The sequence below is a fragment of the Lysobacterales bacterium genome (genome assembly GCA_016721845.1).
In the GTDB taxonomy this organism is placed as follows: Bacteria; Pseudomonadota; Gammaproteobacteria; order Xanthomonadales; family Ahniellaceae; genus JADKHK01.
This window is the reverse complement of record JADKHK010000008.1, coordinates 171,333-186,367: the sequence shown is the minus strand read 5'-3', so window position 1 is coordinate 186,367 and position 15,035 is coordinate 171,333. Positions and strand designations below refer to the sequence as shown.

The following is a 15,035-nucleotide window of genomic DNA, read 5'->3' as shown; positions in this document are numbered from 1 at the left end:
GCACCGGCAAGGTCAGGCCTGGTCGAAATCGATGCCGAGATCGATCGATCCGTCCGAGCCGCGCTTGATCCGCGTCAGTCCGGGATATTCGGATTCGAGGCGACGCAATTCGAGTTCATGCCGGCTCAACTGACCTTGCTTCACGCGCAACTGATCGGCGAGTCGCTGGTTTTCGACAATCAGGCGACGTTGTTCGATGGCCTGGACGATCGACGTGGTCAGTTCGAAGTCGTTCCACGGTTTCGACACGAACCGGAAGATCTGGACCTTGTTGATCGCATCCACCAGCGCCTGCAGATCGGCGTAGCCGCTGAGGATGATCCTCGCGACGCTGGGCTGAATCTGCACGAGGCGTTCGAGGAAGCTGACGCCGTCCATCTCCGGCATGCGGTAGTCCGAAATCACCAGGTCGAATGCCATTTCGTTTGCGCGCTCGAGCGCGGCCACGGGTGAATTGAACGTGTCGACGGTCGGCGTTTCGCCAACTGCGGACCACGGCATGGCATTGATGACACGACGCAGGCTGCTGAGAATGTTCGGCTCATCGTCAACGAGAAGAATTCTGGTCACGACACGACTCCCTGGATGGGTTCACGAACGGGCTGCTGAACGGGCAGGCGCACGATGAAGGTCGTTCCAGCGCCGAGCTTGCTCTCGGCGCGAATGCTTCCATTGTGCTTCTGGATGATGCCGTAGGAGAGCGACAGGCCAAGCCCGGTACCGGCACCGACCGGCTTGGTGGTGAAGAACGGATCGAAGATGCGCTGCAGGTGCTCCGGCGCGATGCCCTCGCCACTGTCGGCCACGGAGACTTCGATCTCGTTGTCGTTGACCATGCGAGTGCCAAGGACGATCCGTCCTTGCTCGCGAATCGATTGACCGGCATTGATCAAGAGATTCATGAAGACCTGATTCAATTGCGCGGGCATGCATTCGATCAAGGGCAGATCGGCATAGTCCCGGGTCAGTTCCACCTTGTATTTCAGCTCGTTCCAGACGATGTTGAGCGTGCTTTCCAGGCCGTGATGGATATCGGCCATGATCCATTCTTCGCTCGCGATCTGGCCGGCATGCGAGAAGTTGCGCAGGTCACCGACGATCTTGCGGACGCGCGAGATGCCCTCGCGGCTTTCCTCGACCAGCTGCGGCAGATCGCCCTTCAGGTATTCGAAATCGACCCGACCGCGCAGTTCGGCCACTTGCGGCGACGAGGTACCCGTTCGCTCGTAGACATCGATCAGTGACAACAGGCTCTGCACATATCCCTTGAGGGTGCCGAGGTTGGAATGCACGTAGCCGATCGGATTGTTGATTTCATGCGCGACACCCGCGGCAAGCTGGCCGATCGACGCCATTTTCTCGGATTGCAGCAGTTGCAGTTGCGCCTGCTTCAGTTGGCTGTAGGCGTGCTCGAGCTCGACATGACGATCCTGGAGCGCCTGTTCACGCGACCATTCGCGGCTGGTGTCGCGCGAGTGGATCGACATGCCGAGCAGCGCGCCATCGGCGTCCTCGACCAGGGCGAGCTGGAGTTCGACGCGACTGACCAGCGCGATTTCGACGCTGTCGGTCACCAGTTCGAATTCGGCACAATAGCGCCCCCACTCGCGCAATTTCGCCTGAAGCCGCGGATCGAAAACCGCCTCCCACATCGTCGCGATGCGCTCGCCGACCCGCCAGCGTCGCAACTCCAGATCCTTCGCAATGGTATTGCGGACCACGATCTGTCCATCGGGATCCAGCAGCCAGACGCCGCCGGGGAAATCTTTCAGTGCGGTGCGCAGCAACGGCTCGATCGACACAGCTGACCCTCCGGGCGGAGCAAACGAACCGTTGGAACGACGCTCGCTGACGCCGGCGTCCGCGGATGAAGTGTCGAGTGAGACGATCGGCATGGCAAGCTCCCGGCGGCTGACATCACTCCTGCATCGACGAATTTCGACGAAGAACGATTGTCCATGAGCACAGCCTAGGCGCTGCACGATCACGCTTCCATACGCACGGATACCTATGCGCCGGGCTTGCCCGCTAGTTGGCTGCGCTCGACAGGATATGCATGCGGACGAGGTCCGCCAGTGTCGCGGCCGCAAGCTTCTCCATCACGTGCGCACGATGGATTTCGATCGTGCGATGACTGGCCCCGAGCGTACGCGCGATCTGCTTGCTGGTCTGTCCGGTGACGACCTGCGTCAGCACTTGTTGTTCGCGCGGCGTCAGCAACGACAACCTGCGCCGGAAATCGGCCAGCTCTGTGGCCTGTTGAGACTTCGCCGGATGGCGTTGCTGGATGCCGTGCTGGATGGCGGAGCGAACGCGGGCGAGCAGATGGGTGTTGTCGAAAGGCTTCTCGATGAAGTCGAATGCGCCGCCCTGCATCGCCGACACGGCGGCGGGCACATCGGCGGCACCGGTCAGGAACAGCGTCGGCGCGCGGCATTGGCGATCGTTCAGCGCCGCCTGCACTTGCAGGCCACTCATCTGCGGCATCCTGAGGTCGAGCACGATGCAGTCGACTTCATCGAGGCGTTCTTCCGCAAGCAGCTGCTGGCCGGAATCGAAGGACGACACCTTTGCCCCGGCGGAGATGAACAGCCGGGTCAATGCCGAGCGCATGCCTGGATCGTCGTCGACCACGAACACCAGTCCGCGCAATTCCGGAGCCTGATCGTGCGCTTCAAGATCCATCTATCCCGCCTCTCGGACGTCGAGAATGGCCCGGCATTCCGGGACACGCCATTGCTGCGGATGATGGCGCGATTCAGTGATCGCGGCAAATCGCATAGCGCGCGAGCGTGTCCAGACTTGCGCGCGCGACGCTGTCCGGCAAAGCGTTCAACGCGCGATGCGCCGCATCGGCATAGCCTTGCGCGCGCGCGACGCTGTAGTCGATCGCACCGCTGTCGCGGATCGCGCCGATGACTCGGTCGAGCGAATCGAGGCCACCGGTTTCGATGACGCGGCGAATGGTCTGCGCCGATTCCGCATCGGCATGCTGGAGCGCGTGGATCAACGGCAGCGTCGGCTTGCCTTCGGCGAGATCGTCGCCCACGTTCTTGCCCATCGTGTCGGCATCCGACACGTAGTCGAGCACGTCATCGGCGATCTGGAAGGCCATGCCGAGCGCCATGCCGTAATCGGCGAGCGCGTCTTCAACGACTTTCGGCGCGTCGGCAAGGATCGCGCCGACACGGCACGCCGCCGCGAACAGCACCGCGGTCTTGCGCTCGATCACGCGCAGATACGCGGCCTCGTCGGTGTCCGGATTGCCGATGTGCATCAACTGCAGCACTTCGCCTTCGGCAATCTGGTTGGTGGTGTCGGCCATCACCTGCATGATGCGCATGCGCTCGAGTTCGACCATCAGCTGGAAGGCGCGCGAATACAGGTAGTCGCCGACCAGCACGCTGGCGGCATTGCCGAACACCGCGTTTGCGGTGCGGCGGCCACGGCGCAAGTCGGACTCGTCGACGACGTCGTCGTGCAGCAAGGTCGCGGTGTGGATGAATTCGATCACCGCCGCCGCCTGGAAGTGCTGCGTGCCGCGATAACCCGCCGCTTCGGCCGCCAGCAGCACCAGCATCGGCCGCAGGCGCTTGCCGCCCCCACTGACGATGTGTTCGGCGACCTGGTTCACCAGCATCACGTCCGAACCGAGCCGGCGCCGGATGAGGCGATCGACCTCGGCCATGCCGGGCTCGGCGTGGGCACGGACTTCGTCAAAGCGGACAGGCAACAGCGGGGACGCGGCGGACGCGATGGCAGACACGGACAACTCGCAGGATCTGAGACTCGTCGATTATAGGCTGACGCCCCGTTGATCCGACATTTCGCAACGGCATTTGCGACGGCGCCGGCTTTCGTCCGCCGGCACGATGCGCGAAGATGCCGGTCCTCGAAGGCGCTCCCGCCCTCGCCCGTTTCGATTCAAGGAGTTTCCATGTCCCGCGGCGTCAACAAAGTCATCCTGGTCGGCAATCTCGGCGCCGATCCCGAAACCCGATACACCCAGAGTGGCGGCGCGATCACGTCGATCCGCATCGCCACGTCCGAGTCGTGGAACGACAAGCAGACCGGCGAGAAACAGGAACGGACCGAATGGCACCGCATCAAGTTCTTCGGCAAGCTGGCCGAAATCGCCGGTGAATACCTGCGCAAGGGCAGCCAGGTCTACGTCGAAGGGTCGTTGCGCACCGACAAGTACACCGACAAGGAAGGCATCGAGCGCTTCAGCACCGACATCATCGCCAACGAGATGCAGATGCTTGGCGGCAAGCCGGGCGCCGGCGAAGGCGGCGGCTCCCGCAGCGAACGCCCGGAACGCAGCAACGCCCCGCGCAGCGGTGGCGGTGGCGGTGGCGGCAATTACGGCGGGTCGGATCGCGGCGGCGGCGGTGGCAGCAGCCGCCCAGCAGCGCCGCAGCCGAGCAATACGCCCTTCGACGACGACGAAATTCCGTTCTAAAACCTGCCTATCGACGCAAGCCCCAGCGCCCTCCGGATGGAGGGCGCTTCGTTTGGGTTCAGCGGCGGGGCAAGGGCGGCGGCATGCGCGGTCCTGCCGAGTCCAGCGAATCGGGCAGTTCCGACGTCGGGGCCTGTTCGGCGAGCCAGGCACTGACGGTGCGACCCATGCGCGCGATCATCACCATGTTGAAGAAGTGCATGGCGCCGAGCACCAGCAGGGTGACGCCGACCCGCGACGTGACTTCAGCGGCGATGTCCCGCTCGCCGGGTGTCCAGAAGCCGAGGCGATAACAGATGAAGCCGAGGTTGACCAGGTAGAAACCGATGACCAGCAGATGGTTGGTGGAACGCGCCAGCTCCTGGTCCTGGCCGAAGCAGCGGATCAGGAAGGTTTCGCCGGTGCTGGACAGCGCCCGCGCCACCCAGATGGTCAGCGCGACCGAGATGGCCAGATAGCAGGCATAGGCCAGGTGGATAGCAGAAGAATCGGTAATCGACAGCATGGCAGTACTCCGTTGGATGAACCGGAGGTCAGCATGCGCGGCCGCGACGCCAGGCGTCGTCCGAAACGATCATTCCGGAACAGATGATGCATCCGGACCGAGTTGTCGCCGCCGATATTCGCCCGGGACCACGCCGACCTCGTCCTTGAAGGCGACGTAGAAGGTCGATTGCGAACCGAACCCGACCGACAGGCCGACCGACAGCACCGAGGCGCGCGGTTCCTCGACCAGCATGCGCCGCGCGGCCGCGACGCGGTACTGGCGCACATAGCGGGAAAAGCCGAGGCCAAACCGGGCATTGAGCAGTTCCGACAGCTGGTGCGCGCTCAGCTCGACCAGGGCGGCGACCTTGGACAGGCTCAGGGCCTCGTCGCGGTAGACCCGTTCATGCTCGAACAATTGCCGCAACCGTTCGGAAGCCGCATCGACATCGACCCGACCGAGACTCGATTGCGCATAACTGACCGCCACCGCTTCCTGGGTCTTGTTCGCCAGGTCCGGTACCGCCAACAGCAACCAGCCGACGAGCAGGAAGGCCGCGGCGATCTGGAGCGAATACACCAGCGCGAACTGCGGCCAGCCGATCGTGCCTGGCGTCAGCCAGCCGGTCACCGCCACGATCAGCCCCATCAGCGCGAACAAACCGACCACTGGAAGTTCGACCCGGAACCACCTGCGGGTGGTCCGCAAGCGATACAGCAGCGCAGCAAGATGCAGGGCAAAACCCGTCCCCAACGCCAACGACACCGGGATGGCCAGGGTCGGCGGGGTCAATTCGGCCAGGCCGAGCACGGCGGCCACCAGCAGCCCATCCAGCCGATGCGGCAGGCCAGCCGGTTGCAGCAGCCCGCGCAGCAGCAGATAGAAACCGAGCGATTGCAGGAAGAGCCCCCAACCATAGATCGGCGCGGGCGCCGCATCGACCAGAGCCGCGAACCCGATATGGTGCCAGGAGGTGTGCGCCAGACCCGCGAGCATCACCCCACCGCCGAAGCGAGCGGTCCAGGACAGCGGAAGATCCCGATAGGCCGTGCCCATCGCCACGGCCAGCAGACCGGCCATCCCGATCGAGAACCCTGCCAACGCTGCCAGTACCACCGTCATGTCACCGTCCCGAGCCAAGTCGTCCACAGTGTCCCGGTATGATGGCGTCCTGTCCAAGGACTCCGGATTCATGCAGACACTTCTTGTTACCGGCGGCGCCGGCTTCATCGGCGGCAATTTCGTGCTGGACCTGGTCGGCGGCGGTGAACACCGCATCATCAACCTCGATGCACTGACCTATGCCGGCAACCTCGACACCCTGGCGTCGCTGGAACGCAGCCCGCACCACAAGTTCGTGCAGGGCGACATCGGCGATCGCGACCTCGTCGCGCAGCTGCTGAAGCAGTACCAGCCGAGTGCCGTCGTCAACTTCGCGGCCGAAAGCCATGTCGACCGCTCGATCGACGGCCCCGGCACCTTCATTCAGACCAATGTCGTCGGCACCATGAACCTGCTGCAGGCGACGCTCGGCTACTGGCGCGAACTGCCCGAGCCGGAGAAGTCGGCCTTCCGCTTCCTGCATGTCTCGACTGACGAGGTCTACGGCTCGCTCGGCGATACCGGCGCCTTCCGCGAAGACACGCCGTACGCCCCGAACTCGCCGTATTCGGCCAGCAAGGCCGCGAGCGATCATCTGGTCCGGGCCTGGCATCACACCTACGGCCTGCCGGTATTGACCACGAATTGCTCGAACAACTACGGGCCCTACCAGTTCCCGGAAAAGCTCGTGCCGCTGATGATCCAGAAGGCGCTGATGGACCAGCCGCTGCCGGTCTACGGCGACGGCAAGAACGTGCGCGACTGGCTGTATGTGCTCGACCACTGTCGTGCCATCCGCACCGTGCTTGAGCGCGGCCGTGTCGGCGAGGTCTACAACGTCGGCGGCAATGCCGAGATGATGAACATCGACGTCGTGAACACGATCATCCGGCTCGTCGACGAGCGCCGCCCGCGCCCGAACGGCACGACACGCACCGACCTGATCACCTACGTCCGCGACCGCCCCGGCCACGACCGTCGTTACGCCATCGACGCCGGCAAGATCCGCGGCGAACTCGGCTGGACCCCGACCGAAACCTTCGAATCCGGCATCGCCAGGACCGTCGACTGGTACCTCGCCCACCAGGCCTGGTGCGGTCGCGTCCTCGACGGCAGCTACCGCGGCGAACGCCTCGGCAGCGCATAACCAAGGAACGACCATGAAAGGCATCATTCTCGCCGGCGGCGCCGGTTCGCGCCTGCATCCGCTTACGCTCGCGGTCAGCAAACAGCTGCTGCCGGTGTACGACAAGCCGATGATCTATTACCCGCTCAGCGTGCTGATGCTCGCCGGCATCCGCGACGTGCTCATCATCAACACCCCGCACGAGCAGGAATTGTTCAAGCGCCTGCTCGGCGACGGCTCGGCCTGGGGCATGAACATCCGGTACGCGGTGCAGCCGAGTCCGGATGGTCTGGCGCAGGCGTATCTGATCGGGCGTGATTTCGTCGGCGGCAAGCCGTCCTGCCTGGTGCTCGGCGACAACATCTTCTACGGCCACGGCCTCACCGACGTGCTGCGGCGTGCGGCCGCACAGACCGAGGGCGCGACCGTGTTCGGCTACTACGTGCGCGACCCGGAACGCTACGGTGTCGCCGAGTTCGATGAGGCCGGTCGCGTGCTCAGCCTCGAGGAAAAGCCGAAACAGCCGAAGTCGAACTACGCCGTCACCGGCCTGTATTTCTACGATGGCCAGGCCAGCGACTACGCCGCCGCATTGAAACCTTCGCCGCGCGGCGAACTCGAGATCACCGACCTCAACAAGGTGTATCTGGCACAAGGCAATCTGCGCTGCGAAAAACTCGGTCGCGGTTATGCCTGGCTCGATACCGGCACGCACGAATCGCTGATCGAGGCCGGCAACTTCATCGAGACCATCGTCTCGCGCCAGGGCCTGCGCGTCTGCTGTCCGGAAGAAATCGCCTTCCAGAACGGCTGGATCGATGCCGAACAACTGTTGCGCATCGCCGCACCACTGGCCAAATCCGGCTACGGCGACTACCTCGCGCGCATCGCGCGCGGCGAGGGCATGCGATGAGGGTGATCGACACGACGCTGCCAGGCGTCAAGCTGATCGAACCCGATGTCTTCGGCGACAGTCGCGGCTTCTTCTTCGAGGGCTGGAACCGCGCGCGTTATGCCGAACACGGCCTCGACTTCAATGTCGTGCAGACCAACATGTCGCGATCTGCACGCGGGGTATTGCGCGGTCTGCATTACCAGTGGCCGAATCCGCAGGGCAAACTCGTCAGCGTGATCGAGGGCGAGGTGTACGACGTCGCCGTCGATATCCGCCGTGGCTCGCCGACGTTCGGGCGGTGGACCGCCGCCGTGCTGTCGGCCGAGAACAAGCGCCAGATGTGGGTGCCGGAAGGCTTCGCGCACGGCTTCGTCGTGACCAGCGAACACGCGTTGTTCCACTACCTAGTGACCACACCGTATGACCGCGCCGCCGATGCGAATCTGCGCTGGAACGATGCCGCGCTGGCGATCGACTGGCCGATCGCCGAACCCGCACTGTCGGACAAGGACTTGAAGGCCCCGTTCCTCGCCGACATTCCCGAGGCACGCCTGCCGGTGTATTCGCCGTGACGATCCTGCTGCTCGGCGCCGACGGCCAAGTCGGTTTCGAACTGCATCGCGCGCTGGCCGCGCTTGGCCCGATCGTGGCGACCACGCGCAAGGGCGTGCTGCCGGGCGGCGTCGACTGCGAGCGCATCGATCTCGCCGACGCCGATGCGCTGGGCACCCTGATCGAGACCACGCGACCACGCTGGATCGTCAACGCCGCCGCCTACACGGCGGTCGATCGTGCCGAGGACGAACCCGAACTCGCGCAGCGCATCAATGGCGACGCACTGGCCGTGATCGGTGCCGCGGCGAAACGCATCGACGCCCGCGTCGTGCACTACTCGACCGACTATGTCTTCGACGGTGTCGAGCTGAATTCTTGGCGCGAGAATGACCCGACCGGCCCGCTCGGCGCCTACGGCCGCAGCAAGCTGGCCGGCGAAATCGCGTTGCGCGAATCGGGCGCGGCACATCTGACTTTCCGCACCGCCTGGGTCTATGGCCCGCGCGGCGCCAACTTCCTGCGCACCATGCTGCGCCTCGCCCGCGAACGCGATCGCCTGACCGTCGTCGCCGACCAGTTCGGCACACCGACACCCGCGCGCCTGATCGCCGAAGCCACGGCGCTGATCGTGCACGCGCTCCACGGCGCGCGCGCCGACGATGCCCGCTTCGGCACCTACCATCTCACCGCGAACGGCCACACCACCTGGCACGGCTTCGCGAGCCGCATTATCGACCACGCCCACCGCGCAGGCTTGATCGAACGCGCGCCCGAAGTCGCCGCGATCACCACCGCCGAATTCCCGACCAAGGCCAAGCGCCCCGCCGTTTCGGTGCTCGACACCACCAAACTGCAATCCACCTTCGGCCTCACGCTGCCGGATTGGAGCGAGGGATTGGCGCGAGTGATGGGCGAGTTGAGTATGAGTTGAAGACGCCATGCTGAAAAGATTGTTGGGCAAAGCGGTGCGCGATCCTCGAGTAGGCGCCGCCTACACAGTGAATGGCGAAGATGAGGTCGTGGCGTTGACCGACGTCCCTCAATCATCCATTGGCGCGCCGACCCCGTGCATGCTCGCCGCGGAGCGCTTCCTGTCAGTGTCTTTCTACATCGAAACCGTCGACCCGGATTGGGACGGAACCTCAGTTCGACTGGTAACAGAAGACAGTTCTGACGAACACGTCGCGACTGTCCGCTTTGAACGTCCGATCGCACAATTCTTCGGCCCACCCAACGACGAGGCGTTCTCCGGACACCCACTCGCGCAGCGAGGTTTGCGGCCATACGGCGCATTCGAAGTTACTTCTTCGTCCTGGATCCGGACGCTGGAACGAATGAATTCCGTTCACGAACACCATCGCAGCGAACGCTTCCGAAATTTCCGGCACTTCGTGCTTTCTTTCCACGACACCACATTCGAATGCGTCGCAGCGGGCTACGCCGTAAACATCACTCGGGGAAGCGTGCGCGAGGTCATGACAGCGAACCTGGGAGTGATGTGAAGACCCTCGTCCTCTTCGATTTCGACGGCACCATCACCACGCGCGAGATGTTGCCGGATTTTCTGCATTACGCGGCGCCGAAGTGGCGTTTGCGGATCGGCAAGCCGATGCTGATGCCGTTTGTGATTGCTTACCGCGCTGGACTGTTGAATGGCTCGCGATTGCGCGCGATGTTGGCGTGGGTGGCATTTCGCGGCATGCCAGAGGCGGACTATGAAGCCAAGGCCGTGGCGTTCGCGCGTGATGTCCTGCCCGGCGTGTTGCGCCCCGAAGCGATGTCGCGCATCGCCGAACACAAGGCGCAAGGTGACACCATTGTCGTGGTGTCGGGTGCCTACGATGTCTATCTCAAGCACTGGTGCGCGCAGCACGGGCTGGCACTGATCAGCTCGACGCTTGAAGCCAAGGACGGCGTGATGACCGGACGTTATGCCGGTGCGCAGTGCGTGAACAGAGAGAAATCGCGTCGCGTGCGCGAGCGCTACGAACTCGCGCGCTATGCGGAAGTCCACGCCTATGGCGATACCCATGAAGACCTCGATCTGCTTGCTCTCGCCCATCGCAAGTTCATGCGTTGGCAGGAAGTGGCGTGATCAAACCGAATACCGTTCAACTCGTCGCAACGCCTGACTTTTTCCGGCCGTTGCGACTGACCGGAACCAGCAGCACATCGTCCGGCGGCGTTTCCCATTCATGCATTTGATTCGGCTCCGGGCCCGCGCCGAGTCCGGAGCGGGACGGAACCCCGCCGACCGGGTAGCTTTGGCATCCAAGCGCGCATCCCGCGTGTCTTGGGAGGCCTCCATGAACATCACCCGTTGGGCAGTGATCGGATTCAGTGTGATCGGGTTGGGCGGATGCGCCCAGACCCCGGCGACTATCGCGAAGATGTCGGATACCGACATCGCCAATGTCCTCGACAAGGATCTTTGTCGGGCGGTCAACAGCAGCAGGCGTAGCGCTGTCGTCGTCGCCGAAGTGAAGCGACGCCAGACTGGCTGCGACAGCATCGTGAATCATTGCCTTGGCCGTCACCTGATGGACCCGAGCCCCGAGTTTTCAGCCTGCGTAACGAGCATCGAAAACCGCTGGGCGCAACTGCGTGATGCCCACGACCGTGCGGTCGCGGAACGTGAAATGCAGCGACTCGGTGATCCCATGCAGCAACAACGCGACAACCCTCCGAGAATCGTTTGCCGCGTGGTCACCGATGCGAGCGGCAATTCCCGTCAGGTGTGTTCGTCCCAGTGAGTTGAAGCGTGGGTCGCGGGCTTCGTTTGAGCGCAACCAGCGACTACCATCGACATCATGTTCATGGAGATGGATGCATGGCAACGATCAGCAAGTACGGCGTCCTGCGGCATCTGCGGGCCGAGCCGAACCAGTTCGTGCTGCATTTCAGCAACGGCAAGCTGGCGCGCTCGGGGGCGGGCTTGGCGTACTGGTTTCTGCCGCTGTCGGCCGCGCTGGCCGAGGTGCCGGTCGAGGACATCGCCACGACCTTCGTGCTGAACGAGCGCAGCAGCGATTTCCAGGCGCTCAAGGTGCAATGCACCGTGGTCTATCGCATCGCCGATCCGGCCGTCGCGGTATCACGCGTGAACTTCTCGATCGGTGCCGACACCGGCACCTGGGTGCAACGTCCGCTCGATGCGATCGCGACGCTGTGGTCGCAACGCGCCCTGCCCCCGGCGCGAAGTTTTCTCGCTGCGGCCACGCTCGAAGAAGCCTTGAACCGCGGCTCCGATGCGATCCGCGAAGCCCTGATGAAGGCGTTCCGTGCCGACGCCGAAATCGGCGCAATGGGATTGGCACTGGTCAATGTCGTGATCGACCAGCTCGCGCCGATGGCCGATGTCGAGAAGGCCCTGCAGACGCCGGCGCGCGAATCGATTCAGGCCAAGGCCGACGAGGCAATCTTCCAGCGTCGCGCGCAAGCGGTCGAGAAGGAACGTGCGATCAAGGAAAACGAACTCGCGACCGAACTGGAACTGGAACGCAAGCAGGAACTGCTGATCAAGCAGCGCGGCGACAATGCCCTGAATCAGGTGCGCCAGAGCGCCAGCGCCGAAGCCGAGAAGACGCGCAGCGAGATCGAACGCCTGCAGGCCATCGCCGAAGCCGAAGCGAAGCGCCAGGCCGTGACCACGCAAGCCGCGGCCGAGTCGCAGCGCGTGCTCGGCGCCGCGCGCATGGAAGAAACCGCGACTTACCACGAGATCTGGCGCAATACCCCGAGCCAGGCCGCGTCCGGCATCGTGATGGCGCGCTTCGCCGAACACATCAAGACGATCGGCCATCTCAACATCACACCGGACCTGCTCGCCCAGCATTTCCGCGAATGGCTCGGCAATCCGCCCGACGCGACATGAGCGATCGCCCGCGCCGGCTTGCGCGCGTCGTCGTCATCACGCGCCCGACGCCGCTGGAACAACTGATCGCGCGCTACGGCACGTATGCGCAGGCGAAGTTCATCCTCGCCTCGACCGGCGAAGGCATCGACTGGTACGAGGCCACGCACGAACGTCTCGAACATGGTCTGGGGCGCGCACTGCAGGGCATTCCGCAGGACCGGCCGTACACGCGCGTCGAGCGCGCCGACCTCGACCGCTTCCTGTTTGCACCGGACGATCTCGTGCTCATCGTCGGCCAGGATGGCCTGGTCGCGAACGTCGCCAAGTATCTCGATGGCCAGCACACGATCGGTGTGAACCCGGACCCGGCCCGCTACGACGGCGTGTTGTGCCGACACGCACCCGAGCACGTCGAGGCACTTACCGCGCATACCATCGAAGGCGATCCACGCTGGCGGATCGAATCGCGCGTGCTCGCCGAAGCGCTTTGCGACGACGGCCAGCGCCTGCTCGCATTGAATGAAATCTTCATCGGCCACATCACGCACCAGTCCGCGCGCTACCGACTGCGTGCCGGCGACGCCGAGGAACGGCATTCCTCGTCGGGCGTGATCGTCACGACCGGCACCGGCGCCACCGGCTGGGCGCGTTCGATCGTCAAGCAGCGCGGTCTTGAGCTATCGATGCCGGCGGTCGACGAGGCCCGCCTCGCCTGGTTCGTGCGCGAACCCTGGCCCTCGGTCGCGACGGCGGCGTCGCTCGATGTCGGCAGCGTCGATGCAGCCACGCCGCTGACGATCGCGTCGGAGATGAGCGAGGGCGGCGTGATCTTCGCAGACGGCATCGAGACCGACCGCATCGATTTCGTCTCCGGACGACGCGTGCAATTGCGTATCGCCGAGCGGCGACTGAACCTGGTCGTGCCGGCGGTCTGAACTACGCAAGCGACCGCACTGGCATTACGATGCGACGTCCCCATTATTCCGGTTCGTTCCGGCACCGATTCGAGCCCCTTGCATGCTGATTCCCGTGATTCTCTCCGGCGGTGCCGGTACCCGTTTGTGGCCGGTGTCGCGCCGGCTGTACCCGAAGCCGTTCATGACCCTGCCCGACGGCGACACCCTGATCGGCAAGACGCTGGCGCGCGCGCTGGCGGTCGCCACGCCGGGGGCACCGGTGTACACGGTGACCGGACGCGACTACGCCTTCATCACCCGCGACGCCTATGCCAAACATCCGGAATTCGATGCGTCGCGGGCGCGTTACCTGCTCGAACCGAGCGCACGCAACACCGCGCCGGCGGTGATCGCAGCCGCACTGAAGATCCAGGCCCGCCATGGCGATGATGCGCGGATGCTGGTACTGGCCTCCGACCACCTGATCCGCGACGTCGACGCCTTCAAGGAAGCCGTCGGCCGGGCCGACAAGCTGGCCGCGGAGGGTCATCTCGCCACCTTCGGCATCGTGCCGACCCGTGCCGAAACCGGCTACGGCTACATCGAACGCGGCGCCGCGATCGGCAGCGACGGCTATGAGGTCAAGCGCTTCGTCGAGAAGCCCGACCACGCCACCGCCACGCGTTACCTCGAATCCGGCGGCTTCTACTGGAACTCGGGCATGTTCTGCTTCCGCGTCGGCACCCTGATCGAAACCGCCGCAACGACCTGCCCCGAGGTCCTCGCGGCGACCCGTGCCTGCATCGATGCCAGCACCGATGACGACAGCCTGGTCTTCGACCCCGACGCGTTCGCGCGGATTCCGGAGATCTCGATCGATTACGCGGTGATGGAACGCGCGACGAATCGCGCCGTCGTGCCGGCCAGTTTCGACTGGAGCGACATCGGCTCGTGGAACGCATTGAGCGATCTGGTCGAATGCGACGAAGTCGGCAATCGTCGGCTCGGCGAAGCGGTGTTCGTCGGTGCCGCGCGCAACTACGTGCAGGGCGGCAAGCGCATCATCGCCGCCGTCGGCGTCTCCGACCTGATGATCATCGATACCGAAGACGCACTGCTGGTTGCACACCGCGAACAGTCTCAGTCGGTCAAGCATGTGGTCGATGCGCTCAAGCGCAGCCAGCACAGCACCACCGAACTGCATACCACCGTGCATCGCCCCTGGGGCAGTTACACCGTGCTCGAAGACGCCCCCGACTGCAAGGTGAAGCGCCTCACCGTGAAGCCGGGCCAGGTACTGTCGCTGCAGAAGCATTACCGTCGCAGCGAGCATTGGACCGTCGTGCGCGGCACCGCCAAGGTGCGGGTCGGCGACGAGGAAAAGCTGCTGCACCGGAACGAGTCGGTCTACATTCCGATGGACACCCTGCATCGCCTCGAAAATCCGACCGACGACGACATCCACCTGATCGAAGTGCAGTGCGGCGACTACTTCGGCGAGGACGACATCGTGCGCCTCGAAGATCGTTACGGGCGTTGTTGATGCGATTTCGTAGGAGCGACCCACGGGTCGCGATGCTTTCGGATCATCACATTCGGAAGACCAGAGCATCGCGACCCGTGGGTCGCTCCTGCATGACATTTCCACCGACGGAGG

At 64.2% G+C, this 15,035-nt stretch carries 16 protein-coding genes and 1 pseudogene; 11 read left to right on the top strand and 6 right to left on the bottom strand.

Annotated elements, in window-relative coordinates:
• Positions 1–12: 12 nt before the first annotated feature.
• The 4 genes from IPP28_06375 to IPP28_06360 all read right to left on the bottom strand — a co-directional run bounded on the left by IPP28_06375 (position 13) and on the right by IPP28_06360 (position 3,688).
• Complete coding sequence (locus IPP28_06375) at positions 13–570, bottom strand: response regulator (GenBank protein MBL0040667.1); 558 nt, start codon at positions 568–570, stop codon at positions 13–15.
• The gene (locus IPP28_06370) at positions 567–1,652 is read right to left on the bottom strand and encodes a sensor histidine kinase (GenBank protein ID MBL0040666.1); all 1,086 of its coding nucleotides are present in this window, start codon (positions 1,650–1,652) and stop codon (positions 567–569) included. The genes IPP28_06375 and IPP28_06370 overlap by 4 nt, the downstream gene beginning before the upstream one ends.
• Before the next feature lie 376 nt (positions 1,653–2,028).
• Positions 2,029–2,685, bottom strand: coding sequence for a response regulator transcription factor (locus IPP28_06365; GenBank protein ID MBL0040665.1), 657 nt, complete (start codon positions 2,683–2,685; stop codon positions 2,029–2,031).
• Between the two features lie 73 nt (positions 2,686–2,758).
• Positions 2,759–3,688, bottom strand: coding sequence for a polyprenyl synthetase family protein (locus tag IPP28_06360; protein ID MBL0040664.1), 930 nt, complete (start codon positions 3,686–3,688; stop codon positions 2,759–2,761).
• Between the two features lie 249 nt (positions 3,689–3,937).
• Between IPP28_06360 and ssb the strand changes: the two genes are divergently transcribed.
• Positions 3,938–4,462 carry a single-stranded DNA-binding protein gene (ssb, locus tag IPP28_06355; protein ID MBL0040663.1) on the top strand — a complete coding sequence of 175 codons (525 nt, stop codon included), beginning with the start codon at positions 3,938–3,940 and terminating at the stop codon, positions 4,460–4,462.
• A gap of 136 nt (positions 4,463–4,598) precedes the next feature.
• Here ssb and IPP28_06350 read toward each other — a convergent pair.
• A pseudogene (locus IPP28_06350) lies at positions 4,599–4,967 on the bottom strand (hypothetical protein).
• 69 nt (positions 4,968–5,036) lie between these two features.
• Positions 5,037–6,071, bottom strand: coding sequence for a helix-turn-helix transcriptional regulator (locus IPP28_06345; protein MBL0040662.1), 1,035 nt, complete (start codon positions 6,069–6,071; stop codon positions 5,037–5,039).
• Between the two features lie 70 nt (positions 6,072–6,141).
• Between IPP28_06345 and rfbB the strand changes: the two genes are divergently transcribed.
• From rfbB to IPP28_06295, 10 genes are all read left to right on the top strand, one after another.
• Entirely contained in the window at positions 6,142–7,197 is a 1,056-nt protein-coding gene (gene rfbB, locus IPP28_06340; GenBank protein ID MBL0040661.1) for a dTDP-glucose 4,6-dehydratase, read from the top strand.
• A gap of 13 nt (positions 7,198–7,210) precedes the next feature.
• Positions 7,211–8,089, top strand: a complete 879-nt coding sequence (gene rfbA / locus IPP28_06335; protein ID MBL0040660.1) for a glucose-1-phosphate thymidylyltransferase RfbA — start codon at positions 7,211–7,213, stop codon at positions 8,087–8,089.
• Positions 8,086–8,643: a dTDP-4-dehydrorhamnose 3,5-epimerase gene (rfbC, locus tag IPP28_06330; GenBank protein MBL0040659.1), complete on the top strand. Its 558-nt coding sequence runs from the start codon at positions 8,086–8,088 to the stop codon at positions 8,641–8,643. Before rfbA ends, rfbC begins: the two co-directional genes overlap by 4 nt.
• On the top strand, positions 8,640–9,557 hold the full coding sequence (gene rfbD, locus IPP28_06325) for a dTDP-4-dehydrorhamnose reductase (GenBank protein ID MBL0040658.1): 918 nt from the start codon (positions 8,640–8,642) through the stop codon (positions 9,555–9,557). The genes rfbC and rfbD overlap by 4 nt, the downstream gene beginning before the upstream one ends.
• Positions 9,558–9,564: 7 nt before the next feature.
• On the top strand, positions 9,565–10,128 hold the full coding sequence (locus tag IPP28_06320; GenBank protein MBL0040657.1) for a hypothetical protein: 564 nt from the start codon (positions 9,565–9,567) through the stop codon (positions 10,126–10,128).
• Positions 10,047–10,721 carry an HAD-IB family hydrolase gene (locus IPP28_06315; GenBank protein MBL0040656.1) on the top strand — a complete coding sequence of 225 codons (675 nt, stop codon included), beginning with the start codon at positions 10,047–10,049 and terminating at the stop codon, positions 10,719–10,721. Before IPP28_06320 ends, IPP28_06315 begins: the two co-directional genes overlap by 82 nt.
• Positions 10,722–10,932: 211 nt before the next feature.
• A complete protein-coding gene (locus IPP28_06310) occupies positions 10,933–11,379 on the top strand; it encodes a hypothetical protein (GenBank protein MBL0040655.1) in 447 nt (148 codons plus the stop codon).
• Positions 11,380–11,456: 77 nt separating this feature from the next.
• Positions 11,457–12,500 carry an SPFH domain-containing protein gene (locus tag IPP28_06305; GenBank protein MBL0040654.1) on the top strand — a complete coding sequence of 348 codons (1,044 nt, stop codon included), beginning with the start codon at positions 11,457–11,459 and terminating at the stop codon, positions 12,498–12,500.
• Positions 12,497–13,417 carry a hypothetical protein gene (locus tag IPP28_06300; GenBank protein MBL0040653.1) on the top strand — a complete coding sequence of 307 codons (921 nt, stop codon included), beginning with the start codon at positions 12,497–12,499 and terminating at the stop codon, positions 13,415–13,417. The genes IPP28_06305 and IPP28_06300 overlap by 4 nt, the downstream gene beginning before the upstream one ends.
• 82 nt (positions 13,418–13,499) lie before the next feature.
• On the top strand, positions 13,500–14,921 hold the full coding sequence (locus IPP28_06295; GenBank protein MBL0040652.1) for a mannose-1-phosphate guanylyltransferase/mannose-6-phosphate isomerase: 1,422 nt from the start codon (positions 13,500–13,502) through the stop codon (positions 14,919–14,921).
• Positions 14,922–15,035: the final 114 nt, after the last annotated feature.

Excerpts from the sequence above, each read along its gene's own strand:
- IPP28_06370 (MBL0040666.1), bottom strand. The coding sequence starts at position 1,652 with ATGTGGGAGGCGGTTTTCGATCCGCGGCTTCAGGCGAAATTGCGCGAG.
- IPP28_06365 (MBL0040665.1), bottom strand. The coding sequence starts at position 2,685 with ATGGATCTTGAAGCGCACGATCAGGCTCCGGAATTGCGCGGACTGGTG.
- IPP28_06360 (MBL0040664.1), bottom strand. The coding sequence starts at position 3,688 with ATGGCCGAGGTCGATCGCCTCATCCGGCGCCGGCTCGGTTCGGACGTG.
- ssb (MBL0040663.1), top strand. The coding sequence starts at position 3,938 with ATGTCCCGCGGCGTCAACAAAGTCATCCTGGTCGGCAATCTCGGCGCC.
- IPP28_06345 (MBL0040662.1), bottom strand. The coding sequence starts at position 6,071 with ATGACGGTGGTACTGGCAGCGTTGGCAGGGTTCTCGATCGGGATGGCC.
- rfbB (MBL0040661.1), top strand. The coding sequence starts at position 6,142 with ATGCAGACACTTCTTGTTACCGGCGGCGCCGGCTTCATCGGCGGCAAT.
- rfbA (MBL0040660.1), top strand. The coding sequence starts at position 7,211 with ATGAAAGGCATCATTCTCGCCGGCGGCGCCGGTTCGCGCCTGCATCCG.
- rfbC (MBL0040659.1), top strand. The coding sequence starts at position 8,086 with ATGAGGGTGATCGACACGACGCTGCCAGGCGTCAAGCTGATCGAACCC.
- IPP28_06320 (MBL0040657.1), top strand. The coding sequence starts at position 9,565 with ATGCTGAAAAGATTGTTGGGCAAAGCGGTGCGCGATCCTCGAGTAGGC.
- IPP28_06315 (MBL0040656.1), top strand. The coding sequence starts at position 10,047 with ATGCGTCGCAGCGGGCTACGCCGTAAACATCACTCGGGGAAGCGTGCG.
- IPP28_06310 (MBL0040655.1), top strand. The coding sequence starts at position 10,933 with ATGAACATCACCCGTTGGGCAGTGATCGGATTCAGTGTGATCGGGTTG.
- IPP28_06305 (MBL0040654.1), top strand. The coding sequence starts at position 11,457 with ATGGCAACGATCAGCAAGTACGGCGTCCTGCGGCATCTGCGGGCCGAG.
- IPP28_06300 (MBL0040653.1), top strand. The coding sequence starts at position 12,497 with ATGAGCGATCGCCCGCGCCGGCTTGCGCGCGTCGTCGTCATCACGCGC.
- IPP28_06295 (MBL0040652.1), top strand. The coding sequence starts at position 13,500 with ATGCTGATTCCCGTGATTCTCTCCGGCGGTGCCGGTACCCGTTTGTGG.